Raw genomic sequence first — 26,723 nt, 5'->3', positions numbered from 1 at the left:
AGTCAGCTCCTTTAATTTGAATCATCGGATTTGCCGTCTAGGAGTTCACCTAGCAGATCTAATCGTCGTTCCCACGACATCCGACGTTCGATGATCACTTTTTCATGGCTCTTCTTCATGGTTTCCAATAACTTGGTAAAATCATCAACAGTCACCGGTTCTTGCAAGGACATGAGATTCGACACGTACTCCAGTTCAAGCAGAAGGTTCTGCTCCATCCGAATGTTCTCCTTCAGACGGGCAATTTGCAACGAAACGATCTCCAGCGGACTGAATTGCTCGCCAGTCAGTACGGACTTCACTTCATCTAGTGATAATCCGAGCTCTTTCAACGATAAAATCTGCTGCAGCCGCGAGAGATCCCCCTCATTATACATGCGGTGTCCCGATTCGGAATGCGTCGACGGCGAGAACAAGCTGATTTGATCGTAAAATCGCAAGGTTCGTATCGTAAGTCCTGTGAGTTTAGCGAGCTCTCCTACTTTCCAAAGCTGCTTCATAATCATCTCCTTAAAGCTGATCAAGCTGTTTACCGGTAACTATACTATAAAACATGACGTTACGTCAGGTTCAAGTGTTACTTTTATTTGTACTTGAAACATGTAAAGGCCGCTAATCAGCGGCCTTTTTTCAATACTTATGAACTTTTTATAAGGATGCCAAATGCTCGCTAAGTCTATCCCATGTATCCGTAATACCTTCCATCATGCCCATATCCAGCACTTGCTGCAGGCTTTCAGCTGAAGTGTATTCTCCACGGTTTATGACTTTAGTCCCTGTTTCAGTTTCGAGGAAAGTCAGTGTTACACGTGTGGATGGCATATTCGCCGCTTCATTCCCTTCCGCATCGGAGAAATAATCCACATAGACAATCTTCTCTGGTACTACGATCTCATTATATACAGCTTTGCCCCATGATTCCATGCCGTAGAAATCACCTTGATTCTTGTCTTCGCACTTCATGCAATAATGCCAAACGCCACCAACACGGAAATCAACATGACAGACAGGAAGTGTCCAGCCTCTTGGACCCCACCAATGCTTTAGATGTTCCGCCTGCGTAAATGCCTGGAAAACCAGTTCCCGCGGTGCATTGAATTCACGTTCTAGAATAAGAACTTTGTCCTCGATAGTTGAAACCATTTGATTAGCCATGTGTAACTTCCTCCTCGAATTGTATGTTTTCGTATACATAAACCTGTAATTGTCAGTCTTGCTGCTCATTCTGTACATTCTTGCCCTGCAGCTTCTGTAAATAATCATCTAGTCGGTTATAGCGCTCCTCCCAGATGACACGGTAGTTCTCCAGCCATTCGTTCAACTCTCGGAAAGGATCAGGCAGTAGCTTATAAATACGACGATTTGCGTCCACCCTTACCTCGACGATGGCAGCCTCACTTAGTACGCGCAGATGCTTGGATACTTGAGGCTGTCGCAGTTGTAACCGTTCCGCAATTTCTCCTACTGTGAGTGGCCCTTCACGCAAAAGATCAACGATCCTCATGCGATTAGGCTCTGCCAGTGCACTCATGACGTTAGGATCCATGCACATCATCCGTCCTCTTGCTGTAATTACATGTGTCTCTTCTTTGTGATTAATTGATTCACTTACCGAACTCAATATACCACACGGGGAATATTCTCGCAAGTGAATATTGTAAATAAATAATAAACGCTAACCCGAGGGTCAGCGCTTATTCGTTACTTTAAGCTATGATAAACGGCCATCATATCTTGTTTATTCAATTCACGAATTCGATTATAGATCGGTATATTGGCAACTGACTCAGCCACTTTGCTCCCATCCACAACATCACTTACTTTGCCAGTAAGCCATGTTTGCACCGTAACACCCTCGACGACTTCCTTGCGTCCCTCATCATTAATGCCGCTGACATAGCAGCTAACACAAGGAACGGACAATTTCTGTACACCATCATGAAGTCCATCTTCTGAAATGACTCGTTTCCCTCCACAGAATGGGCAGGGATGACTGGCTTTGACCTTATTAATTTGGGTAACAATCTTACTATAACCAAAGGCTTCATAGACATAAGTCAGTTTTTTATATTTGCCATTGGTGAAATACTTATCGATAATGCTCTCTCTGGTTTCCGTAATATCGGGGAAATCGCAGATGCTTATCATGTTTTTGGAGCTGATCGCATCAAGATTCCCTGCAATCCCATCCCAGAAAGGCACTGCATTTTGTAAAACCACTTCATAGCCCACGAAGCTAGCAAGCTCCAACTCGTACATTTTCAGCGCTACTTGAGATTCTCTAGGCAGTAAAGAAACATCTTCCGAAAGTGAGATATCGCCGCCAACAATGGACTTTAATTTCACTAATTCCGGCAAATTCCCTACGGTTTGAATGACTTGATCCAGCGGCTGACCAATGATTTCGCGAATATCCGTGCCATTGAATTTCATTTTCTTATGATGGTTTAACACGGTGCCATGACAGACGGGACAAGTAATCATTTCTCTTGAAGCTTTCATTGCCTCTTTAATCGTCAGATTCTTCGAAATGACCATATAGCGTCCAAGAATGAGATTAAAGCCTTCCCACGTTCGCGACGCCTTACCAGCCTTATCATAGAATGACTTTTCCCAATAGCCGTATAGGAATGTATTCTTCTCTTCCTCTGTCATCTCATTATAACTCTTACTTATATCGTGACCGAGTTCATTCTTGATCTCTTCAAAAAGGAAGTGCAGCTTAGCATGTTGATAATATTTCAAGACGTCCATCACTTCAGGCAACAATAAGCCATCCCAGAACGGGACTGTTTGATCTTGAATGAGAACATCCATATCGAATCTCTCGATGACACGACGACCAGAACAACATGGACAATGATTATCTTGATAATAGAAATCGAAACTTCTTGTATCTTTATTAGTAGGATGAGAAGCTACAATATGGTTGATCAAACCACCGATTTCATAGAGAAAGCTATACTGACTATACAGGTGTCGTTCAAGATCAATCGCGATCACAGGAGCAATCTTATCTGACTCGTATTCCCCATAGATCAAGCGGGCCATGGAAGATAAGCTTTTTAGGATACCGCCTTTATAGATATTTTCTGCTTTTTTAAAATATTCAATCTGATTTTCTTGTATATATTGAATACCGTTTTGCTGTTTCAACGAGGAGGCAATGTGCACAGGGGCTGTATGATCATCCTTATGTTTTAGACGATAGTAGTCCTCATGAGGGACAACATCCAAATGTCGAATGGGTTCCGACTGTCTTTTGCCAAAATCAACGATAAAATCAGAGCTTTCCAGCATATAAGCATTATGTTCAATCATGAGAATGGAGACCGATTCATCTTCCAGAATGACCCTGACACTGTCGATGAATTGATTTAAAATGTTTTGCGATAACCCCTTGGAAGGTTCGTCAAAAATAAACAGAGTATGCGGGTTCCTAGCATTCGCAAACAACTCAGAAACTAAATGTACGCATTGAAACTCACCCGTTGATAGGGATTGTGTTTTTCGCTCTAAGGTTAGATAGCCAAGTCCTAGTTTATTCAATAAGCTCAAGCGTTTATGGACGATATCTTCGTTAGGCAATTCTTCAATAATATCTTCGATGGAACGTTGGAAAATATCATCCGCGGTATCCTCATTAACTTTATTAAGCTTCTTCTTAATATCAAGGAAGGTAGCGACGGTTGAGCGGCTTGTAATCGATTGGTTACGATCTTGTCCAACCATGACCAGTTTATCTTTGGGGTAGCGTTTCTGAAAATCTTTGGACATACACTCATTCACAAGTGTTGATTTTCCGCATCCAGACTCACCTGTAAAGGTTACCAGTCTATTCTTGGGAATCTGAATTTCCGCCATTTGAATATTCCGACAATGCAGATCTAGAAACTGATAATACGCGGTCGGTTCTGCCTGATTTTGTTCCCATAGGACTGGTTTAGGACGTGGGGATTCTTCGACAATTTTCCCGCCATATTTACCGCTGCCTGGGCCGAAGAATATCTGTTCATCTGTTGCATCCAACACTGTATCTGAATGATCAATGAGCCAAATTTGATTCTTAACCCCTAATTGCTTAATTTGATCGAGAATTTTGAGGAGAGTTTCATGGTCAAGACCTACGGAAATTTCATCAATAATAATGACGGTATTTTCACTCGTAGCCATGAATTCAGCCAAATAATGCCGTGTTAATTCCCCGCCTGATAATGAACCCATAATCCGATTTAAAGTTAAGTACCCAATATTCATGTTGATTAAATTCTGGAGTATATGTTGCTTGGCTTCACTAATATGTAATTCCTCTGCAAGCATAAGGATAGTTTCAATGCTTAAGTTATTGATATCCGAGATGCTATGTGGTTGATTCCTTAATTCCAGCTTATATTGTTCAACCTCAGGACTGTATCGCTTACCGTTACATTTCGAACATTCTACATTTTGTGTCGTGCTGCGCCCTTTACAATCGGGGCACCACCCTAGTGCGTTATTAAAGGAAAACACTTCTGGAGATAGATTGAATTGTTCGGCCATACGATCACGGATCTCTTTGAAAACACCTGTATGCGTGCCAATAGTTGAGCGAGGATTCGATGAGATGGATGATTTGCCGAGAAAAAGGACTAGCGGCATGTCCTCCATCTTAATCGCACTGAAATTGGTTTCCATAATTTCTGGAAATAAATACTGATACTCTGCTTTCGGCAGTAAAGATACAAGACGCTTCTTGGATTCTTCCCCTATGGTCTGACAGAACGTTGTTTTACCTGATCCCGATAAACCAGCAATTCCTAATGATTTATCAACGGGTATACGCGCATCTAATTTGTTAATGTTGTTCGAAATTAATTGAACGATCTGCATGTGTACATCCTTTCTCTTGGTTAATCTTGTCGATTCCATATTAGCACACATACAGTATTGGGATGCAACTAAGTAATCATTTTCTTATTCTTCACTTCAGCAGGTGTAACTCCCCATTGTTTCCGAAATACTTTCGTGAAATAACTAAAATCCCGATAGCCCAGAAGATTTGCCGTCTCAGATACTTTCAAGCCATCGGTTAACCACTGCATAGCCAGTTTCATTTTGCGCTCCACGATATACGAAGTGAAAGATTGCCCCATATGCTGCTTAAATAAGCGAGATAAATAAGAAGCATTAATATATAACTTACTTGCTACCTCATGCAGACCAACATCCTCGTTGATACTCGCTTCAACCAGACTAATCATTTTACTGATGAGCTCGTGCCTGCTTTTATTCTTACTATCATTCACATATAAACAAATATGATCAACAATCCCATAAAGCCACTGCAGCGTTTGTTCTTTGGTCACTAATGCACGAAGATTGTGAAAATAATCGAAATGATGCCCGACAACTTCCTTTAGAGGCCACGCTTGTAATTGAATGAGATGAACGATCAATGAGCTGAGGAGTAAAATATTTTCGTGCACCTCACCGCTTGACTTGGCCTGTTCCACATTCACCTTGAACCACTCGTCAATGATCGCAATGGCTTTCTCTCGTTGCCCAGACTCCAAGGCATGAGCTAGCACCTTCTCCATCTGGATATCCGATGCTACAGCATTATGGGGTTGATGCTCGTCTCGATAAGGAACGACGATATCGTGCCCATGAACCACTCTTTCATGCAAAGCCTGGCAAGCTTCTCTGTAAGAATTGCTCACTGACATTTTCTTATCTACTGCTCGGCCGATACCGGCGCTTGCCGTTGTTTTCAAATACTCCTTAAATACGGACAACAGCCTCGTCATATGCAAGTGAACTTCCGCCATGAAATCATTCATTGGACGAAGTTCCTTCTCCTTATTCGAGCAATCGAAGAATACGAGTACCGTGGATCCATTATCATCGGAGAAAATAAAGCAAGGTACCTTATCCAGAAATTCTTTTGCCATCCCAAGCAACGAAATTTTCAGTAAGGTGATATCCTCAGCGGTAAATCTCCCATTTGAACTTGTTAAGGGATCCGGATCCACGACTGCTACAGCCCACAATCCATTGTATGGAAGTGTAATCATCAATTCACGACTACGTTGCTCGATTTCCCACTCCGAATATTTCCCCGTTGTCCAGCTCTGATAAAATAAATCCTGAAGCCTTGGCAAATGCTCCATCCACTTCTTCTGCATCATTTCCTGGTTATACTTGGCTTCTAGATCTTGACGAATGATTTCGCGTGCATCTAATACCGCTTCGAGTACATCGGCATTACTGGAAGGCTTCAGCAAATATTTCACTACATGAAGCTCAATGGCTGTCTGCGCATACGTGAAATCATCATGACCACTAAGCACAATAATTTTCACCAGAGGATCAACTTCCCGTATATATTTAGCCAAAGATAAACCATCTAATTCCGGCATTTGAATATCCATGAGTACAATATTAGGTTTCACTTGCTCGAACAGCCTGATGGCATCGGTTCCATTATCCGCCGTGGCAACAACCTCAATCCCCTGCTCTTCCCAAGGAATGTTGTGAGCAATATTATTAAGAAGCCGCAGTTCGTCTTCCACGATCATCAGATTCATAAGCGCCTCCGATTGGGATCCATAGAATAACTGTGGTTCCCTCATTTTCTACACTATCGATTGTCAAATCTGCCGAATCACCATAATACAGCTTTAGCCTTGCTTTTACATTCCATAAGCCATAGAGATCGTTCCTTCTTATCTCTTGTACCCATGCTTTTCCTGTATATACGGAAACCTTCGCAAGTTCATCACGAATATAACTGAGTCGGTCTGCTTGAATACCTTTGCCGTTATCGGTCACTTCCAGACGAAGCCTGCCCTGATCCAGCCGACAGTCGATCTTCACCTGTCCATCACGCTTTCGCTGCTCCAGTCCATGTAAAATCGCGTTCTCTACAATCGGTTGCAGTAACAATTTCAAGACAAGATAAGACTTACATGAATCATCCATACTGATGGATACGGAGAGTTTATCAATGAAACGTAAGGCTTGAACCCGCAAATAATATTGAAGATGCTCGATTGTTTCCTCAACAGTGAACTCGTCATGCCCCTTACTTAAGCTCAATCTGAAAAATTTGGATAAATTAAGCGCCATTTCCGTGATCTCTTCGGCTTCATAATTTTCAGCCATGCTATATATGGTATCCAGTGTATTGTATAGAAAATGTGGATTAATTTGCGATTGAAGCACACGGAGTTCTGCTTTTAACCTCAGCAGTTGCTGCTCATAGATGTTCTCGATTAAATGCTTCTGCTCCAACGCCATATCGTTGAACGCATTCATCAAATAACCGAACTCATCCTCTCGCTTATTCGGTAAATTCGTATCCAACCGCCCTAGCCGCACCTGCTTCATCCCATAGGCTAGCGAGCTTAATGGCGATGCGATGCCCCGATAGACGATCCACGAAATTAATATCGTCAATAGGAAACTCATCCCGATGATGATATACATAAATGTCCTTAGTTGGTTAAGCTCAGCGTACATAGCAGCAGCGGGTTTCACCACGATAACAGTCCATCCTGAAAAGGCAGATCGGTAACGCAAGAGCATTTCTGATTCACCGGTTAGCTCGGAATCTCGAATCAACATGTTTTCCGTGCCAGATGACCATAAGAGAGGAACCTCATTTGTACTCGTTCCAGCTATCAAACGGTTGTCAGGAGCTATGAGATAAACGCTTTCATTATTGTTATGAATTAACGTATCGAGATGCTTCTTTATATGATTGGCATCCAAAGTTATCATAAGTACATGTTTACGGTCACCTGGTTTAAACGGGTCCATCGTGCGCATCAAAGTGACATAGCCTGGTTGAAACGTTGGGTCTAACTGTTGATACGAATTGAATTCACCTATTCTCGGAAGTAAGAGCTGACTCTTGCCTCCCGCTTTTAACAAATTCTGATACCAAGACTGATCCGGTAACTCATCCATCCTCCTGCCTCCGTATCTAGAAGAAAGAACCGTTTGAGAATAGGCATGATAGATGGATAATTGTGCTAGGTAGGTGTTGACCGAATTCATGTTTGACAGCTGTAATAGCACTTTCTGAAAATCCAACGTCATCTCCGCAGTCAATTGTGATTCCTTGCGATTTAATAGTTCATTTAGATTCGTATCTGTCGCAAGAACCATCGACATGTTCTCGATATTATCCATTGTCAGATCAATAGCTTCCATAGCCGATGACAGTGCGACCGTCGTTTGTTCATTTACCTTGCGCTCTAGAATCTGTTCGGAACGAAGACTGGCAAACATACTGACCCCAACTAACGGGACAAGAATAATCAGGAAATAACTCGTTAACCGAAACTGGACAGATCGTTTATAAGCCTTTGTTATCCTTGTGAGTAAACCGGCCATGAGTGACAATACCTCCGATTGGAAGGGTGGATTATACCGAATACGTATACACATATTTTAACATATAACTCACATAGGGCTACGGCAATTCAGAATGTTCCGAATTGCCGAGCCCCGTTATCTCCCTATCCTTTGATCGCACCAATCATGACACCTTTAATAAAGAACTTCTGCAGAAACGGATACACAAGTATAATGGGCAGGATCGCAACCGTTACAGTCGCCATCTTGATCGTCTCCGGCGGTAGTTGCGACAGATTCGTCGCGTTCAGTGATAGCTCTTGACTCACGCTTGGTGTCTGAATCATATTACGCAAGACAACCTGTATGGGAGCCAAGCTCTTTTCCGTTACATACATAATGCCCTTGAAATATTCGTTCCAGTGACCGATCCCATAGAAAAGGCCGATCGTTGCCATAATGGGAGCCGACAGTGGAAGTACAATGCGAAATAATGTGGCTAATTCGCCGCATCCGTCAACACGCGCAGCTTCTTCAACTTCCTGTGGAATTCCTTCAAAATACGTTTTCATAATGAGAAAATTAAACGTGGATACCATACCAGGCACGATCAGCGCCCAGACTGTGTTGTACAACCCAAGTCCCCTTACGACGAGATAAGTGGGAATCAATCCTCCATTAAACAGCAAGGTGAAAATGATCGCGAGCAGTATGCCGTTCCGCCATGGTGTAGTTTTCTTAGAAAGTGGATAGGCAAGCAGCGTCGTCACAAGCAGATTCAAGAACGTACCTACGACAGTGACGAAAACCGTAATTTGTAAAGCGTCTGGAATCCTTCTACTTGCGAATATTTGCTTATAGGCATCCAGCGTAACCGAACTCGGCCATACAATAAACCCGCCATTACGCAGAACCTCCGTATACGGTGTTACCGACATAATAAACACGAAATACAGTGGAAACAACGTCGATAAAGCAAACAATGCCAGTACCGTATAAAGTACAATGTCGACAAGGCGATCTACCTTGGTTACCATATGCCTGAACCTCCGACTTTTTTGGCTATTTTGTTAGCCCCTAGAATAAAGACCAAACCTATAACCGATTTGAAAACCCCAGTTGCCGCTGCTAGGCTGAAATCTAGCTGTTCAAGTCCTTGTCGGAAGACCCACGTATCAATGATATCGCCAACATCATATACCCTTGCATTTAGGAATATATAAACCTGATCGAAACCTGCATCGAGAATGTTCCCCATTCGCAGAATAAGCAGCAGAACGAATACCGAACGTATGCCGGGCAGCGTAATATGCCACATTTTCCGCCATCTTCCCGCCCCGTCCACGACAGCAGCTTCATACAATTCTTGATTGATCGTCGCAAGCGCGGCCAAGTAAATAATGGCACCAAAACCTATATTTTTCCACAAATCCGAGACGATCAACAAGGGGCGGAAATAGTCTGCATCCGTTAGCAGGTTTAGATCTCCCCATCCCATGTCTCGTACAAACGTAGTAATAAGTCCCGCTCCAGGAGCAAAGAAGGAAAATACAATGCCGTAAACGATGATCCACGATAGAAAGTGTGGACCATACGTAATAGTCTGTACAACACGCTTAAACCAAGGAGACCGAATCTCATTAAGCATGAGAGCTAATAACATATCCGGCAGCATATTGAACATAATCCGATAGACGCTGATTAACAGCGTGTTTTTCATAATGAGCGGAAAATCTGGGGACTTAAACACAGTCATAAAATTATCTAATCCTACCCAAGGGCTCCCCCATACTCCCTTCAGGAGATTATAATCCTGAAAGGCAATCAGAATTCCCGCCATTGGAACATAATGAAATAACAAATAATAAAGCAGACCGGGAATCATCATGATGATCATCCATTTGCTGCGGTATATTCTTCTTAGTGATTTACGAAATCCGGTCGTTCGCGGGGTGGCAATCGTTTGCTTCGTCGCCGTTATACTTCGGTTCATTGCCATTTCTCCCTTTCTTGTCAGATGCTTCTGAGAAGAAGAAAACCCTGAATTCACCAGGGTCTTCTTCCCGCTATTTTACTTGAAATCGTTCAGTTTTTTATCTTTCATAACCGAATTGATTTGATCCGTGTACCCTTGGAATATGGCTCTTCCACTGAACTTTGTCATGAGTTCTTCACGGTATTGCGGCCATTTATCGGCGCTCTTGTCTTCAAAGATCATTTTGATATGCAGCTTGTTCATTTCCTTACGCAAATCACCGATATTCATCCCCTGTGGAGGTTGAAGCGAAACTGGTGGAAGCGCGTCATGTTTAGGGAATGAAGCCACCGTTTTCAGTATCGCTTGGTCGCGTGGGGAAACCCGTGGATCGTTAACCTCAAAACCGAGAACAGCCGGCTCTTCTGGTGTAAAGAATCGATAAATACCCAGCCAATTGCCCGCTTTCGCAATATCTGCATCAAAGGCTTCAGGGACAAGTGTAATTTTCTTGCCATCCCGCTTATAATGCTTTCCATCTTGCCCATAGTGCGTCAGTAAATATCCGTCTTCGCTTGCTAACCAGTTCAAAATCTCGAAAGATCGTTTTATGTTTTCCGGCTTTTTCTCGGCTACCGTTTTGCCGGCCATAACCGATGTTTCTGGAACACCATTCTTCCAAATTGCTGGTTTATCCGGGAACGGATTGAACGGCTGCCAGTTCGCTTTGGGATCAATCGCTTTCGTTCGGGCTTGCACACTGTTCGGAGTGCCTTCCAGCGCCACATTCTCGGTACCACTGAAGAAAATGCCTATTTTATTCTGAACTGCTTTATCCAAATGTCCAGGTGATTTACTCAAGAACCAGTCCGGGTCAATAATGCCTTCATTCGTCACATTAATAATATCCTGAATCACTTTCTGAACACCTAGGTCAGTCCGATTATCGACGAACGTATTGTTGGCGATTTGAAAATCAGCCACGAATCCGTTTGCCAGCCACATTGGGAAATCAAAGGGTACGCTCGCTCCATTACCCGAAACCGAGAAACCAAAAGTATCTTTTTTACCATTTCCGTCCGGATCGCCATTCGTGAATTTACGCATAACCTCGAGCATCTCGTCGTAAGACTTTGGAGCTTTCAGGCCAAGCTTTTCCAACCAATCTTGGCGCACATACCAAGCTGGATATTGATTTCGCAAAAATGGTAGAATGCCACGGTTGATGTTCATCCCTTTCATTTGGAACGACTCCAACTCCTGTTGCTTCACCCATTTGAAGTAATTAGGCATCGATTGTTGCGTGAAATAGGTGGTCAAGTCAGCCAGCAGCCCATCTGTCGCATACTTTTGCGAGGCAGCGGCATCCCCGATGAAAATATCTGGAATATCCCCACCAGCCAGCTGAACATTCATTTTATTCTTATAATCTTCTCCACCAACAAAGTAATCGAGCTTCAGATCTACATTAAATTTCTCTTCGATGGCTTTTTTGACAAAGTCCTTGTCAGCCGCAGGCAATGTCGCATTGGCAAACTCGGTTCCGACCGGAATCATGAAGCGGAGACTAAGTTTGGCTGGTTTCGTCGTTTCTGTCGCTGCTTTCGTATCACTGCTTAGGGCTGGCTTGCTTGTCTCTGTTGTTTTGCTGTTCTCTGAACACGCTGTTGTTAACACACATAACCCCGTTAGTATAACAAGTAAAGATTTTTTCACCTTTCATCACCTTCCAAAGTTGTTATCTTGTATTCGCTTACGTTTATTATCCTTCAAGAGCACTTGGATTCATAGATGAGCAGTTTGACATTCAATTGGTACTTTTTTTACCTACATATGTGCTAATAATCGTAAAATGACAGCCATTGACTCCGCCCTCGTTGCTTTTTCTTTAGGGAAAAAGCGGTTGGACTCCGCCCCTTCAATGATGTCTAGTGCCCTGGCCTGCTTCACCGCTGCCAATGACCAGGCGGCAATATCTCCAGCATCATCAAACGCGGATTCCCTTTCTTGCGAGCCAACAACCGTACTTGGCCGTGGATCTACCTTTCCTTGTACTTTCGAATAGGCGTGCATCAGCATCACGATCATTTCTTCCCTCGTAATGGGCTCTTCGGGCCGAATAGTCCCCGAATCACCATCGATAATATCATGATGGATGGCGGTTGCGATGACAGGGTAGAACCACGTCCCCTCCTTCACATCAGGAAAAGAAAGAGCACTCATGTCTTGCGAGGTCATACCAAGAGAACGCACAAGAAAAGCAGCGAAACTTGCACGCGAGACCGCAGCGTCCGGCTCAAATGCATCCATGCCTGTGCCTTGAGCGATATGTTTGGCTGCCATTTGTTCAATGAGCGCGCGGGCCCAGTGACCCGACACATCAAGGAAAGACCGATCGTATGCCATAATGGCGTACATCCCAGATTGCTTCGCTTCGAACGACATTTCCATGCGATCCTTATCAAGCTTGCCCCCGACATACACCCACTTATGGCTGTTTGTATCCAAAAAATATACACCAAGCATATGGGTATCCTTGCTGTCTACATTCTTGACGGGAAGGACAATTTCTGTTGACTCATTCGCTGTAAATTGAACATCAACAAGTTCACCTGCTGGTCGTAAAGTACCCGGCAGCCCAGACTGGGAAGCGGTAATTCGTAAATATTCATCCGCTTTTTCCTGGTTCACAACTACGCGCATTACCTGTGTGTTCGGAACGACTGCAGACGGTGCTGGTGTAACCGACGGTGATACTGGCGGTGTTAGTATCGGTGTTACCGGTGCCTCTGGTGTAGTCGTACCACTGTTTACAATGGACAAGTGTAACTCGATATCCTTTTCGATAGCCACACTTCGAAAACTCGAATCAACGAAAATAATCTTCTTAAGCTTCAAAGTGATATCACCAGCTTGCTTAATTTTGAACTTAAATTCGCTTAACGTTCGAATGCCGCTCACTCCCGCTTGCTTTCCCAACAGGGTTGAGGCAAAGTGAAGGACTGTGCCCTCCTCTTGGAGGGCATCAAATCCATGCCATCCCGCCTTAGCTTCAACAAGAGCAAGCTGAACAGGATCTATCTCTACGAATGCTTCGAATGCAATCAAATTCGACAACCTCATGCCTTTCAATGCAAGCGTAACTGTATCGCCAACTCGCAGCTCGGTGGGGGCAGCACCCCACTCGGCATCGGCCTGGAGATCGCTCGCAGCTACAGCAACTGCGAGTGATCCATGAGCCGGTATAGCCGCCAGCAACGTCATCGTTGCCGTTACTAGCAGCACTACCTTTTTCCAATTCAAGTCCTCACCTCATGTCGTTCTATTCGATTCGCGTCGCCACGAATGCAAGGTCGATCAGGTCGATTGTACCGTTTCTATTTACATCCGCAGCCACCAGCAAGCTCCATGTCGAACTTGTGTTATCAGTCCCTAGACTGAATGCCACATTAGCAATATCACCAATTGTTATGCCTGTCGTTTCTTTGTTAATCACATTCCCAGTATTGACTGTAATTTTGCCGCTTTCGAAAGCTGCAATTCCCGCTTCCAAATCTGTAACAGCTTGCGTAATGACGAGTTGAGTTGCACCTGCATTACCCGCTACCGCTTGTGCTGCAGTCATCGCCAATTGGAGTGCCCCTCTCATCGAATCCAACGTACCAGGAAAGAATTGACCATTGTTAATCCCTTCGACTGCGCTATTGCTGATGGATTCAGCATGTGCAATCGCTGCAAGTAATGCTTCTTTCGAAACTGCATTCAGAATGGTTATCGTCTGCAAAGAATGACCTATAACTGTTTCTTGACCATTGCCTTCCGCAGCAACTGCTCTAATGACAGATATAATGCCGCTGCCGTCAGGCAATCCTGCTTTGGCTTGGAAATTCATTTGCATAACGGAGGCTTCGCCATTCATAACGCCTGAAGTACCCGAATTGGCAATGATGTAACGGACGGTTCCCGTTTCTGTGTCGTGATTCGAATCCGCAATAACAGTTCCTGAACGATCACTAACAGCGTCAACATAGTCGAAAACATTCTTATCATATTGGACTGTTATGTCGAGCGCCGAAACATGGGCTACTTGCTGAACACCTAGTTCAATTGTGAAAGAATCGCCAGGTTTTACGGGACCAACAGCCGATAAAGTCGCACCAGCCACTTGACCCGATATGGTAAACATCACGGTCGAAATTGCCGAATTACCGGCTTGATCCGTTGCCGTGGCTTCCAGCTTATGGTTGCCTAATCCGCTGATTGTTCCTCCCGCAATCCATGCAGTTCAATCCAACTTGTAGGTTACACTGGCAATGCCGCTTAATTCATCGGTTGCCACTGCTGAAGGAGTGACAGCATTGCTGTAAGCACCGCCTCCGGTGACGCCACTCCATGCGATTGTTGGTTTGATTGTATCAACCGCAATGATAGCATGCTTCGTTAACTCGATATGTCCAGCGTTATCCTCGGAGCGATAGTCGATCGTGTGGATCCCGTTGCCGCTTACATATACGGAGTCAGTTACCGTAGTCCAAGCTCCGCTGTTTAAACTGTATTCTGTTTTCTTTACACCAGAAATACGATCAGTCGCTTCGAATTTTACTGTTACAGCATGGTTGTTATACGTCCCTACTCCCCCATCTCCATAAATAATTGCTCTTGTAGATGGTGCGACATTGTCGATCATGCCCATAGGTGCGAGCGTATAGCTGCCCGCTGCTGCATGGAAGGCCAACACGCCGCCTTCATCGCTTACTTCGCCAAATTGATCAGGTTGACCCGTTTTGGAAATTCGCCATGTTCCCTGCTGCAAATCGGCCACAGTCAACATCATGTCCGTTTGCGAGCCATATGTGGATAGTGTTACCGTTTCATTTAACCTGTTGCCACTTTTACTGAACCAAACCGCACGATCCGCAATCTGCGCGCCGGTCATGAGTTCTGACTCTAACCGTTGGCTAGGCAACGTCACTGTTTCTCCGCTATCCATCACCTGCATGACATTGAGGAAATAGTCCGTTTCCGCTTTAATTGTCGGTGTAACCTCAACACGATATGCTCCTTGCTCAGTCGTATCCTGACCTGCTGGTTGACCCGTAGCCACATATGGCCATTGGTCATAGTTCTTGCCGAACCCCTCAAAGTTATAATCGTGTTCGCCAACCGCTTTCACGGAAGGGTTCAACGGCAGCAGTGTTTCATTGACCAGCTTGCCAGAATAACCATTTGCATTCGTTGACATAGTTGCAGTTGAACCGTTCACTACAGGCTTCTCCATACTATGAAGCAGCCAATATTTATTGAAGTTGCCCTCCGCCGATACCACTTTATCGAAGACAACCATAGCGGCCGGATGCGTACTGTCTTTCAAATTAAGAAACATCATCGAGCGTTCGAATTGCTTCACTTTATCCGAGTAAGCCTGCGTCAAATCTCCCTTGATGTAGCTGTACTCAGGTGCAAGGGGGTCGGCTCCATACTCTTGCCCCGTTACCTTCGCTCTGTTGTAATCCTTGCTCACGAGCTCATCAAGCGATTTGGCTTCAGCGTAAGTACTATTCGCCCAGCGCTGCCCGCCGTCATTGTCCAGCAGTTGTCCCCGATAGCTAGGAACTTCAGATGGATCGTACACAAGCATTGAATTATGAGCAATCGTTCTTTTATAATAATTGCGGTCATGCGCGCTCATATAATCTTGCGTAACTTGCGCTCCAGGCGTTAGCACACCTCGATACATGCCGCTGTCCACCGCAAGTGCTCCCTGGTAATACAGCTGAAAGCTGCCCATATCCAAATGCTGATGATTCCCGAACCAATAACCGCCGATTTTCATCTCGGCAACGACAGATGGTGAATTTTTGTTAATAGCGACTGGGTTATCCCATCCTGTGCGCGCCACCATCGAGCCCATCGGCGATCCGAAATATTTGGTAAGCGGCAATTCATCAACAGGGCGGCTTACTAGATTTTGAGGTAAAAGCAGCATCTCCATAACGGGATCAATCGTTCCCGGCACATATTCTTTGAGGAACATATCCCGAATGTACGGATTATCGTACTGAGAAGCTGCAAGCATCGATTGACTCTGATATTTCCAAGTCGTATTCGGAAGTGTATAGAGGTCTTGATACGAATCCCCATCCCGCAGCAGCTGTCCATCTGGCCGGCGAGTGTAGATAGCTCTCATCAGAACTTCCCCTTGCTTTTCTGAAAATATATCCTCATGTCCCATACGTCGCATAATGATCTGCGAATAGAGCTCCGGCTCATATCGCCCTTGCATGCCATAAGAGTCACCTTGATGATGCATGCCAGATTCATACCAGAAATTACGTACAGGAGCATATTTGTTGAAGATGGGTTCCGCAGCTTTATTGTAAATTTCGGTATCCTCATCATAAACCGCGACACCTGCCGCAAACAGATCTTTCATCACCATGCTCTCGCTGGGATGGCCTTCAACGGCATTCGTGATCAAATTCGTGTATCCAATTTCCGAATAATTTGCAATAGCCTTTATCTTATCTCTAAATGCCTTCCGATCCACTTCGGACAGCAGATCATAACACCAATCATATACGATGGCAATTGCATTGATCGTACTTCCGATTTGATTATATTGTTCAGGGCTTGTGAAGATAATCGAGTTCAGAAAGTTCTTCATGATGGAGATGGCTTTATTCCCTTGTTGCACGTCTCCTAGTACGACATATCGTAAAGCTGAAGCCTCGATTGCCTCACGAATAGACTTGTTGTAGTTAGGTCCAACGGACGGCAGTTGACCTACATTAGCTGGTCCCATTCCTAGATCGACCCGTGTCCATTGCTCCCCATCTGTCGATACATCAATGTCAAAGTACGCATTGCGTATATTGCCTCTAAACCAAGCCAAGGCAACAGCATGAATGTCTTGTAGAGAACCTAGGTCATACGATACCCATACGCCTGAACCTTCTGCTGTCCAGTAGGTTGACATATTTCCATCGATCGATTTCGTTCCGTCATAGTCGCTGCCATTGGATGCACTCCACTGAACACTCTGAATCGGCAGGTTTGTGAATACGCTCCCTTGCTTCTGTCCATATACCTTAGCTTCTAGTAGAGAATTCCAAACACCCTGACTGGTGCCTCTTCCAACGATTCGTACATAGCGAGCCTGTTGCACGCTCGGCAACTCATACGTTTCAAGTTCTTGGGACGTACCGCTGCTCTTCGCTGTATAGGAACCTGCCTCGCTCTTAATGATCACTTGATCCCATACTTTTTGAAAAAGTGGATCTTTCATTTTATCCTTGATGCCCTGTTTATCCCCTTCTCTTAAGTACAATCTCGGATGAACATTCAATGGAGGTTTAGGCATGGATGCCAGTGATACCGTTTCTTTCACCGGCATTGCAATGACTTCGTCCGTCATGTCAGATTGCCATACAGCAACTGGAGACGTTGTTGATATGTAACCCGTCAGCTCTGCTTTCAGTCGATAGCGACCGTTAAATACCTGAGGGTTGATGGTAAAGGATCCATCAGATGACGTCGTACCCGTGCCTAGCAATGTGGCAAAAGCAAGATCTGTATCGCCGTATAATTTCACAACTGCCCCAGATAGCGGTGACTTGGAACCGGCCTCAAACAGTTTCCCGCCGATGGTATACCACTTAACTTCAGGATCTTCAGACATCGTCAGATCTGCATTTCCTACGCCTGCGGTTGTAACCGAAAGCGGCTTCGTCACCGTGATAAGTCCTGTTTTTACCGCTCGCAGTACATAACTGCCACTCGTAATAGCGTTCAAAGTGTAGCTGCCATTCACGCTAGTTACGCTGCTGGCGATCGGATTAAGAAAGCTTGTATCGCTTACAGCATACAATTTCACCTCGACTTCCGAAATAGGAGATCCGGAACCGGCAAAGGTTACATTTCCATTTACGGGTAGTACCACATATCCCGAATCTACTAGCATAGTTAGATCCGTATTTCCTAGGCCGGATGCTGAAATCGTAATGGGGTTGGTCACTTCCAGAAAGCCTGGTTTTGTCGCCCGCAGTATATAACTCCCGTTTGCAATGGAATTTGCAAAAACGTATTTCCCGTTCGCTCCCGTACTAGCAGTGCCTATCGGGTTGAGCAAACCTGTATCACCGGCATTGTACAATGTCACATTTGCGCCTGAAACAGCAGTCCCTCCAGCGTCTTTTACAAATCCACTGAACTTGCGAACCATTTTCACATAATCAATATCGATATTTCCCGTATTTTCTATTGTCTCGAATGTGATATTATTCAAGCTGACAAGACCGCTTGTCGAAAATGTCTGATCTTTAATAACTGCCGTATTCGCATCGACCCTTATCGCCGGCGGTTTAATATATGTACCTGTCTGAATGAAATCACTCGTCATATAGGTATCGAATGTCTTGTTATCCAGATCAATGGCAAAACGGATGGTATACCATTTGTCCGAAGCCAAGGGCCCATTACCGTTCGGTATGTCGTTAAAGGCTGTGGCGCTTACCACTTTGGCTGGACCAGCCTTTACGATTCGTATCTGGGCTGCAGGTTGCAATACACCTGCAGCGGTTTTACCCATCACTTTCAGGCTAGCAGCTAGCACTTGGTTCGTCACCGAAGAGTCGGACCCATAACGAAACCTCGTCTCGAATTCATAACTCCCGCTCGTAACTGGCTGTATAGTGCGAGTTGCCACAACACCAGCAGTTGACGCTTGCTGGTCATGAAGCGCTAAACTACGATTCCCTCCTCCAGGTGTATCCGATACAGCCACTTCGCCTGCACCGTATGCTGTGTATGCATGAGGTTGGGATCCTATGGACTCGTTGTCAAACGTATCGTGAAACGGCAGAACCGCTGGAGCGCTTTCATAAACACGGAAATCATCATAATAACTTGTTCCTGTATTGGAATTTCCTGTGCTCAAATAAATACTCCATTTCATGGCATTAGCTGGGGCATCCCCCGCAATGTTAATGCCCGTCCATGCGCCGATCGGAGTAAACACATAAGCCAGTTGTGGCGTTCCGATCACATTATTGGCGCCATCATAGAATCGGAGATTAACTGTCGTCGTACCAGATACCAGGTAAACCTGACCCGTCACAGTATAGAAATTCCCCGGTACGGCATCAAACCTTGTACTTTCTACGGCCACGGTTGTACCGGCGCTTGCATCTACAACTTTTAAGCTGCTAGTGCCCGAGACTTTCTGTTCCCTACTAACCGTAACACCTGTAGTTCCAACCGTTTGCGTCCATCCTGTCAATCCGTCCTCAAAACCTCCATTCGTTAGCTCCGCTTCTGCTGCTGACACCGTTCCTGAGAAAACTGGGATAAAGCCAATCAGTAAAACAAAGACCAGGAGTAAACTTAACAACTTTTTCATTCTTTCACACCTTTCACATTTCGATTGGGCACACATTACATGACTCACTCACTAACCTCATAACCAGCATGGCTCTCTTTTGCTTTTAATTATTAAGGATCTGATCTTCTATTCATAGAGGAGTGATTTGACTTTCAAATAGCACTTTTTTGACAAGCATACTTGAGAACATAGGCTTACAAAAGAAAAACCGCCAGGGATATATCCTGACGGTCCATACCTATGCCTTTACTCTTTTCTTGATCAAATTAATTTGGCCTCTATGATTGATTTCATCTTCAAACACGTGAAACCACATAAAATAATGATTCGCTTGTTTCTTATACCAGAACTCTTCCTCGAGGTATAACCAATCATCATTCACCGTTTTGAATAATTCGTATGTACGATTTCTAATGTCATTTAACTTATCTAGATAATAGGTTAAATCATTTCCTCTTATCTTTTCCCGCCCTTCTGCACCTAAATGAATAGCAGGCCCCCAAATTGCCATGTCTTCCTCATTCAAATCTCGTTTTTCAAAAGTTTCCAATTGATACGCGTATTCAACTGCCGCGAAATGCATTAACAAGGCGCCGATTGAATTACTTTCCTCATCTAACAGAAAATCTAATTCATGAACGGTTAAATTTTTGACAGATTCTAGCGTTACATGCCTGACATAATTCATCATCGAGAGTAATCGACTAATCTGTGGCGAATAACCTGGAACGTCTGTTATGAGATAAATATGATTCATATTCAACATGTGTTTCCTCCTTGTTTTATAGGACGATTTGTAAGCCATACTCAGCTAGAACGACTTCGCCGCTAAAATTTCGTGAGGCTTCTTCCCTCAATAACTGAATATCTCCAAAGTGAGGCAAGTGGGTTAGGAGTAGTTTCTTTACTCCTGCTTTCGATGCTAGCAGCCCAGCTTCTGATGAATTCATATGGCCATATCGAGCTGCATCGAAGTTCGCATAGAAGGAAGCTTCTGTCATAAGCAGATCTGCATCTTGCAAATGAGGAATGAGCGTTTCATCGTACCGAGTATCCGCCGTATACACCAACTTCTTTCCTCCATAGGAAACCTTCACGCCTAAGCAATATGCATCATGGTCAGTTTGAAAAAAAGTCAAAGTTAAGCCATCTTCGAACGATATAATTGTATCTTGGTTAATCAGTTGCTCGATCGTTCCTTTCAAAGTAGGAATTGTCCAATCGGCTTTTGATTCCTTAGCAACTAGCATCTGTAATGGAATGTCGCGTTGTTTCAAATCCATATCAATTAAACAAGCATATTGAAGAGAACCTAAGTCCGCCATGTGATCGAAGTGATTATGCGAAACAAATACCGCCGTCAATTCATGAAGTTCGATGTAATTTTGTAAGACGGACAGTACACCGCTGCCACAGTCGAGCAAGATTTTATGAGTGCCTACTTCGAGAAGAAAGCCTGCAGTTGCCTCCCCTCGCTTTGGATAAGCGCCCCATCTGCCAATCACCTTTATTTTCATAGAAATGCCCCCTTCCGAGAAGAGATGCTACTTGTGTAACAACTCTACTGTCAGCCATTTTGTTCGATAGGCACAGCGTGTTTTCCTGCTTAGATTAGATGAAATACCACTGACGCCTCCATTAAACCTAGGCACGATAAGAAATCAGTATGAATATGGTGTAGTACAGTTCACATGAATCCTTCACTATCCAATTTCTTTTGTAAAGGGAGATCACATGACACCAAATCATGCAAGTCAACGACATTTGGAACAACCAGCGGACAACATCGCTATTCGAGGACCGTTTCGTGTACAATATCCGGAAATCGAACTTGCACAATTGCGATGTCGCGTAAACGCGGCAAAATGGCCAGATAAAGAAACCGTAGCTGATGCCTCACAAGGCGTACAACTGGCCACGATTCAAAAACTCGCACACTATTGGACAACTAGGTACGATTGGCGCAAGTGCGAGGCGAAACTTAACGCCTTTCCACACTATTTTACACACATTGACGGTCTGGACATCCACTTCATGCATATTCGTTCGAAGCACGAAGATGCATTACCACTTATCATCACACATGGATGGCCTGGTTCGATCATTGAGATGTTAAAGATTGTTGAGCCGCTTACGAATCCAACCGCATACGGTGCAAAGGCATCAGATGCGTTTCATTTAGTCATCCCGTCGATGCCAGGCTACGGGTTCTCCGAGAAGCCAACGACCACTGGTTGGGACACGGTCCGAATCGCACAGGCCTGGTCCGTTCTGATGAATCGACTTGGCTACAAGAGGTACGTGGCACAAGGCGGCGACTGGGGAGCTATTGTCACCGATATGCTGGCATTGCAGTCACCACCAGGGCTGATTGGCATACACATGAATATGCCTGGCGCTGTTCCCCCTGCGATTGACAAGGCAATACAAGCTGGTAACCCGCTTCCTTCAGGACTCTCAGACGAAGAAATGCGTGCATGCATGCAATTGAGTTTCGTGTATAAGCACATCGGTTATGCTGAAATGATGGGCACTCGCCCACAAACGCTGACTGGCCTGGTAGACTCTCCTGTTGGCTTGGCCGCTTTCATGCTGGATCATGATGCATGTAGTTTGGAGCTGATTACACAGGCCTTTCAAGGACATCCCGGAGGACTTACACGAGATGATGTCCTTGATAACATTACGCTGTACTGGTTAACCCAAACTACGATTTCATCTGCACGTTTGTATTGGGAAAACAAGCTTTCCTTCTTTGCTGCCAAAGGCGTCACGATCCCCGTAGCCGTGAGTGTATTCCCTTATGAGCTCTATCAAGCTCCACTCAGTTGGAGTAAACTGGCGTACCCTAACTTGATCTACTACAACAAGCTCGATAAGGGTGGACACTTTGCAGCTTGGGAACAACCAGAACTATTCACTGCTGAACTCCGCGCAGGATTCAAGTCGCTGCGTTAAATGCGTTATGACTACACTAAGGGATTGTCCCATGAAAGAAGGTAACGATAATAGAAGCGTCGTCGAACCTTTGCTCCTGGAAGAATTTCATTCGTAACCTGACGAATTTCCCGTATGCTTTCTTTGGGAGCTGCAATGCGAACATTGGGGTTCCCCATCCCACCATGAAGTCGATCCATGATACGGATCGGGAGAAGCAATCCACCAGATATTATCAAGTCCAGTATCGACTTGTCCTCTGCTAGTCCTATGATAAGAAGTCGCCCCCCAGGAGAGAGAAACTGGCTCATTCGTAGAAGCGCACTTCTCAAATCCATATGATGTAAAGTCGCCACACAAACGATCGTTGCATATCGTTCTTCTTGGATTGGGACTGGCAACGCAAGGAAATCGTCATTCATAAGTGTCACATTCGAAATCGCAGCAAGTCGCCTTTGGGCAAGCTCAAGAGCTGTTTGATCAGGGTCGATCCCCATGACTTGTGACGCGAATGGCGCAAGGCGTTGTACTAGTAATCCGTCACCACATCCAATATCAAGTATGCGTCCGCCGCGCAGCTTAGCATCTGCAATCAACTCATTGTGAAAAGCCGTATTGTGATTCCAATAGTTCCCTTCCATTATCAATGCCACTCTCCTACGTGCTCGTCTGTGTTCATGACAATTACTCCGCTGTGATGGGTACATATCCCCTTTATATTAGACGATGGTATGACTATTCTGTTCACTACAACAAATAAGCCCGTGAGATACACGGACTTATTTCTACGCTTGTACAGTTGTGTTCCAGTATTAACACCTTACATGCTTGCGTTTGAATCCTATTCGTCCTTTATCGACTTCTTTTTGGATGTTGTCCGCCGCGTTCAGAAATTTACTTTTCGTCTTTTCCTGTTTGACTTCAACTAGACCTACAGCTTTTGCGATATCAATCGCCTTCTCGTGCAGTGGCTTATAAGATAGTCCTACTGTGTAGATAAAATTATTCATCGCATATTTCGCACGTTCAGGTGCATCATGAATCTTATTTAATACCAAATCGAGCATCGTAGAAATCTTGCTTTCCTCAAATTCAACGTCTTTTCGATTCCCAAGAAGCCAACAATAGCAACTCCACCCCGCTGACATTCTCAACTCTTCACCACTTGCGATCCAAGTATCAGCTACTTGCTGTGCAATATTGGACTCCGATAACGTTACAGCCACGACGAAGTCAGACAGCATATAGAAATAAGCGGCATCGATCCAACGATCATAATCCGAAGCTGTCATTGCTATCGGGTCTGCAATGATGCCAGCAAAGTACATAGCATCATAGTTCCCTGTTGCATAAAGTTCTTCAGCTAACGATTGGTTAATTTTAATTTGCTTGACTAACGGTTTCATTGCACCTGTTGCTACACCGAATACCGGCTCGTGAGCACCGTTCGATATATATATTTTCTTCATTCGTTCCTTACCAAGAGCTTCAAGTTCTTGCATGACTACTTCTGCGTTTATAATGGTTGTTGTCATAATGACTCCTCCTAGATTAGCATGTCATGTAGCGGTTAATACACTTAACTCATTCAACTTACATTTATATACTTTGTCTCAATAAAGCTAATAAATTTCTGCGTTGCAGGGGACAGAAACCGGTCTTTCTTGACATGCACGCCGACTTCCCACTTCCACCCTTCGTCTTGAATACGAATCCATTGCAATCCCTCTAGCTTAAGTCCAGCTGTTAACGGTAACACAGAGACACCAAGTCCTGCTGCCACGAAACCTGCCACTGTAGGGAGATCTTCTGCATCGTATGTGGAAGCAAGCGTGAAATTCATATGATGTACACGGGTTAGAAGCGAATCCCTCAAAGAGCAGTTATGCTTCAAACCAACGAATGGCTCTCCTGCAATTTCTTCTAAAGAAATTACCTCTTTACCCGCAAACGGGTGATCAATGGAGACTACGACGTACAATGGAAGGGACAGCATTGGCAACCACGCAAATGTTTCACTGACAGGTCTTTCAGAGGTAATCATAATATCCGCATACCCTTGTTCAACCTGCTCTAGAATAGCTCCTTTATCCCCTTGTGTTAGTTCAAAATTTATTTTCGGATTAGCCAGTTGATATTCACGTATCAAACGAGGGATTAAATCCACTCCCAAAATATTTAAGTAAGAAAGATGGATAACTCCTGAATCCGGATTCGTATATTCTTCGATTTCATTCTTACCTCGTTCCACTTCTTGCAAAATCTTCTCGACTCGCTTCGCGAACAAGGTACCATATCGGTTGATTCGGAGGTTCCTGCCTACCCTTTCAAATAAATCGACGCCAAGCTCAACTTCTAACTTCGAAATTGCATGACTCAGCGCAGGCTGCGTAATAGACAGAGCCTCGGCAGCTTTCGTCAGATGTTCCATCTGGGCAACTTTTAAGAAATACTCTAATTGCGTAAGTTCCACACGCTAACCCTCATTCATTCCATCTATGTTATATACCTATATCATAACTATTAATAATGGATGGATCAAGAATCATTCAGATTGCTTCTAATCATAAATTATAATAATGATATTTATTACAATTATGAATTAGACGTATATATCATTTAAGCGTAAGCTAACACTTGTGATTGAATGTAAGTCATATTTTTGAGATATCGGAGGATTTGTTATGAAGTATGGGTATGAGAATGAATTTACAGGTAAACGTGCATTAGTAACAGGTGGAACCAAAGGAATGGGATTGGCAATTGTGAAAAGGTTCGTTGAAGCTGGTGCCGTAGTAGTAACAACTGCACGCACGATTCCCACGGATTATCATATACCGAATGTCCATTTCGTCCAAGGAGATGTCGCGAAGCCTGAAGGTACAGCGTTAATCGTTAAGGCCGTTAAAGAAAAACTAGGCGGTATTGATTTTCTTATCAATACCGTTGGAGGATCGTCCACCCCACCTGGCGGAGCGTTAGCATTAACAGAGGAAGATTGGTTGCAGACCTTAAACTTGAATTTGCTTGGTTCCGTTCGTTTGGACAGAAACTTGCTCCCCCTCATGGTCGAACAAGGTAAAGGCGCAATCATTCACATTAGCTCCATTCAGAGAACCATGCCACTATACGAAACGACATTAGCGTATGCAGCTTCCAAAGCTGCCCTTACGACCTACAGCAAAGGCTTATCTAAGGAGTTCTCCCCCAAAGGGATCCGCATTAACACCATTGCACCTGGCTTCATTCAGACCGAAGCCGCAGATCGATTAATTGATCGCATTGCAGCTGTTGCTGGAAGCCGCGAAGCTGCGCTGCAAGAACTGATGAGTTCCCTAGGAGGGATACCCATTGGACGTCCTGGCTTACCTTCGGAAGTCGCGGAGCTTGCAGCATTTCTAGTTTCGGATCGTGCAGCTTCCATTACAGGAAGCGAGTATGTGATTGATGGCGGTACAGTGCCTACCATTTAATAAAGTACCCATTATCCAAGCAAATTTCGTACTTTAACATCCCCCATAAAACATACCCTATAACATAAAATCCCCATCGCAATTAAGGAACTGCGATAGGGATTTTTAATTGTCGTGAAGAAACCGAACTTTACTCACCTTTATCCGTTTGTCCATCTTGCGCATTCTTAATTCCATAACCTATCTTCTTCAATAACGCAATGAGTTGGAGCTTTTCCTCATCTGTTATATAAGACAAATTATTGGAAATGGTTTGCACGTGGGTGGGGAAAATCGTATCAAAGTAATCGCGTCCGGCTATAGTTAAAGCCACATTCGTTTTACGTCGATCTCCAGGAATCGGAAGTCGTTCCACGAACGCCTTCTTTTCCAACTTGTCAACCACATACGTAATACTCCCACTTGGAATGGCGAAAATATCACTTATTTTCTGAATAGGATGCGGGCCTTTATTGTAGAGCAGTTCAAGAATTTGAAAGGTTTCTCTACTGAGACCATAGCTGTCAATATCGCGTTCTAAGCTTCCATACAGTTCATTCACCATGTTTTTTAGTACGCGAGTAAGCCTTAAATCAAGTGCCTTCCCCTCTGCGTCTCGTTCTATCATTCGTCAACCACC

At 44.3% G+C, this 26,723-nt stretch carries 20 protein-coding genes; 2 read left to right on the top strand and 18 right to left on the bottom strand.

The features are described 5' to 3' along the window. Window positions 1-11: 11 nt before the first annotated feature. The 14 genes from A8708_RS23960 to A8708_RS23895 form a co-directional block, all read right to left on the bottom strand. Window positions 12-500, bottom strand: coding sequence for a MerR family transcriptional regulator (locus A8708_RS23960; RefSeq protein WP_068667831.1), 489 nt, complete (start codon window positions 498-500; stop codon window positions 12-14). A 148-nt stretch (window positions 501-648) separates the two neighbouring features. Then, complete coding sequence (locus A8708_RS23955) at window positions 649-1,155, bottom strand: SRPBCC domain-containing protein (RefSeq protein WP_068667830.1); 507 nt, start codon at window positions 1,153-1,155, stop codon at window positions 649-651. 52 nt (window positions 1,156-1,207) lie between these two features. Further along, the gene (locus tag A8708_RS23950) at window positions 1,208-1,546 is read right to left on the bottom strand and encodes an ArsR/SmtB family transcription factor (RefSeq protein WP_068667873.1); all 339 of its coding nucleotides are present in this window, start codon (window positions 1,544-1,546) and stop codon (window positions 1,208-1,210) included. Window positions 1,547-1,701: 155 nt separating this feature from the next. After that, window positions 1,702-4,869, bottom strand: a complete 3,168-nt coding sequence (locus tag A8708_RS23945; RefSeq protein WP_068667829.1) for an ATP-binding cassette domain-containing protein — start codon at window positions 4,867-4,869, stop codon at window positions 1,702-1,704. A 68-nt stretch (window positions 4,870-4,937) separates the two neighbouring features. Next, window positions 4,938-6,566, bottom strand: a complete 1,629-nt coding sequence (locus A8708_RS23940) for a response regulator (RefSeq protein WP_068667828.1) — start codon at window positions 6,564-6,566, stop codon at window positions 4,938-4,940. Then, window positions 6,526-8,379, bottom strand: a complete 1,854-nt coding sequence (locus tag A8708_RS23935) for a cache domain-containing sensor histidine kinase (RefSeq protein WP_068667827.1) — start codon at window positions 8,377-8,379, stop codon at window positions 6,526-6,528. The genes A8708_RS23940 and A8708_RS23935 overlap by 41 nt, the downstream gene beginning before the upstream one ends. Window positions 8,380-8,504: 125 nt before the next feature. After that, window positions 8,505-9,377, bottom strand: a complete 873-nt coding sequence (locus tag A8708_RS23930) for a carbohydrate ABC transporter permease (RefSeq protein WP_068667826.1) — start codon at window positions 9,375-9,377, stop codon at window positions 8,505-8,507. Next, the gene (locus A8708_RS23925; protein ID WP_082927754.1) at window positions 9,371-10,333 is read right to left on the bottom strand and encodes an ABC transporter permease; all 963 of its coding nucleotides are present in this window, start codon (window positions 10,331-10,333) and stop codon (window positions 9,371-9,373) included. Before A8708_RS23925 ends, A8708_RS23930 begins: the two co-directional genes overlap by 7 nt. Window positions 10,334-10,411: 78 nt before the next feature. Next, window positions 10,412-12,031 carry an extracellular solute-binding protein gene (locus A8708_RS23920; protein WP_068667825.1) on the bottom strand — a complete coding sequence of 540 codons (1,620 nt, stop codon included), beginning with the start codon at window positions 12,029-12,031 and terminating at the stop codon, window positions 10,412-10,414. Between the two features lie 111 nt (window positions 12,032-12,142). Further along, window positions 12,143-13,618, bottom strand: a complete 1,476-nt coding sequence (locus A8708_RS23915) for an S-layer homology domain-containing protein (protein ID WP_068667824.1) — start codon at window positions 13,616-13,618, stop codon at window positions 12,143-12,145. Between the two features lie 19 nt (window positions 13,619-13,637). Further along, window positions 13,638-14,501: a cohesin domain-containing protein gene (locus tag A8708_RS23910; protein ID WP_068667823.1), complete on the bottom strand. Its 864-nt coding sequence runs from the start codon at window positions 14,499-14,501 to the stop codon at window positions 13,638-13,640. Window positions 14,502-14,600: 99 nt separating this feature from the next. Then, window positions 14,601-19,712, bottom strand: coding sequence for a heparin/heparin-sulfate lyase HepB (hepB, locus tag A8708_RS23905; RefSeq protein WP_068667822.1), 5,112 nt, complete (start codon window positions 19,710-19,712; stop codon window positions 14,601-14,603). Window positions 19,713-19,932: 220 nt separating this feature from the next. Then, entirely contained in the window at window positions 19,933-20,460 is a 528-nt protein-coding gene (locus tag A8708_RS23900) for a DinB family protein (protein ID WP_420848604.1), read from the bottom strand. A gap of 16 nt (window positions 20,461-20,476) precedes the next feature. Further along, window positions 20,477-21,211: an MBL fold metallo-hydrolase gene (locus tag A8708_RS23895; protein ID WP_068667821.1), complete on the bottom strand. Its 735-nt coding sequence runs from the start codon at window positions 21,209-21,211 to the stop codon at window positions 20,477-20,479. Between the two features lie 217 nt (window positions 21,212-21,428). Here A8708_RS23895 and A8708_RS23890 point away from each other — a divergent pair, with 217 nt between their 5' ends. After that, the gene (locus A8708_RS23890) at window positions 21,429-22,652 is read left to right on the top strand and encodes an epoxide hydrolase family protein (protein ID WP_068667820.1); all 1,224 of its coding nucleotides are present in this window, start codon (window positions 21,429-21,431) and stop codon (window positions 22,650-22,652) included. Between the two features lie 11 nt (window positions 22,653-22,663). Here A8708_RS23890 and A8708_RS23885 read toward each other — a convergent pair whose 3' ends face one another. The 3 genes from A8708_RS23885 to A8708_RS23875 form a co-directional block, all read right to left on the bottom strand. Continuing rightward, entirely contained in the window at window positions 22,664-23,272 is a 609-nt protein-coding gene (locus A8708_RS23885) for a class I SAM-dependent methyltransferase (protein WP_068667819.1), read from the bottom strand. A 171-nt stretch (window positions 23,273-23,443) separates the two neighbouring features. After that, window positions 23,444-24,166, bottom strand: coding sequence for a DNA alkylation repair protein (locus A8708_RS23880; protein ID WP_420848603.1), 723 nt, complete (start codon window positions 24,164-24,166; stop codon window positions 23,444-23,446). A gap of 53 nt (window positions 24,167-24,219) precedes the next feature. After that, window positions 24,220-25,104 carry a LysR family transcriptional regulator gene (locus A8708_RS23875; protein ID WP_068667818.1) on the bottom strand — a complete coding sequence of 295 codons (885 nt, stop codon included), beginning with the start codon at window positions 25,102-25,104 and terminating at the stop codon, window positions 24,220-24,222. A gap of 211 nt (window positions 25,105-25,315) precedes the next feature. On the opposite strand from A8708_RS23875, the gene A8708_RS23870 reads away from it, so the two are divergent. Next, window positions 25,316-26,104 carry an SDR family oxidoreductase gene (locus tag A8708_RS23870; RefSeq protein ID WP_068667817.1) on the top strand — a complete coding sequence of 263 codons (789 nt, stop codon included), beginning with the start codon at window positions 25,316-25,318 and terminating at the stop codon, window positions 26,102-26,104. Window positions 26,105-26,234: 130 nt separating this feature from the next. Here the strand turns inward: A8708_RS23870 and A8708_RS23865 are convergent, their stop codons facing one another. Beyond that, the gene (locus A8708_RS23865; RefSeq protein WP_068667816.1) at window positions 26,235-26,711 is read right to left on the bottom strand and encodes a MarR family winged helix-turn-helix transcriptional regulator; all 477 of its coding nucleotides are present in this window, start codon (window positions 26,709-26,711) and stop codon (window positions 26,235-26,237) included. Window positions 26,712-26,723: the final 12 nt, after the last annotated feature.

This window comes from Paenibacillus oryzisoli, assembly GCF_001653565.1.
GTDB lineage: Bacteria > Bacillota > Bacilli > Paenibacillales > NBRC-103111 > Paenibacillus_E > Paenibacillus_E oryzisoli.
Note: the sequence above shows the minus strand (reverse complement) of the source record. Positions and strands in the feature narration are given on the sequence as shown.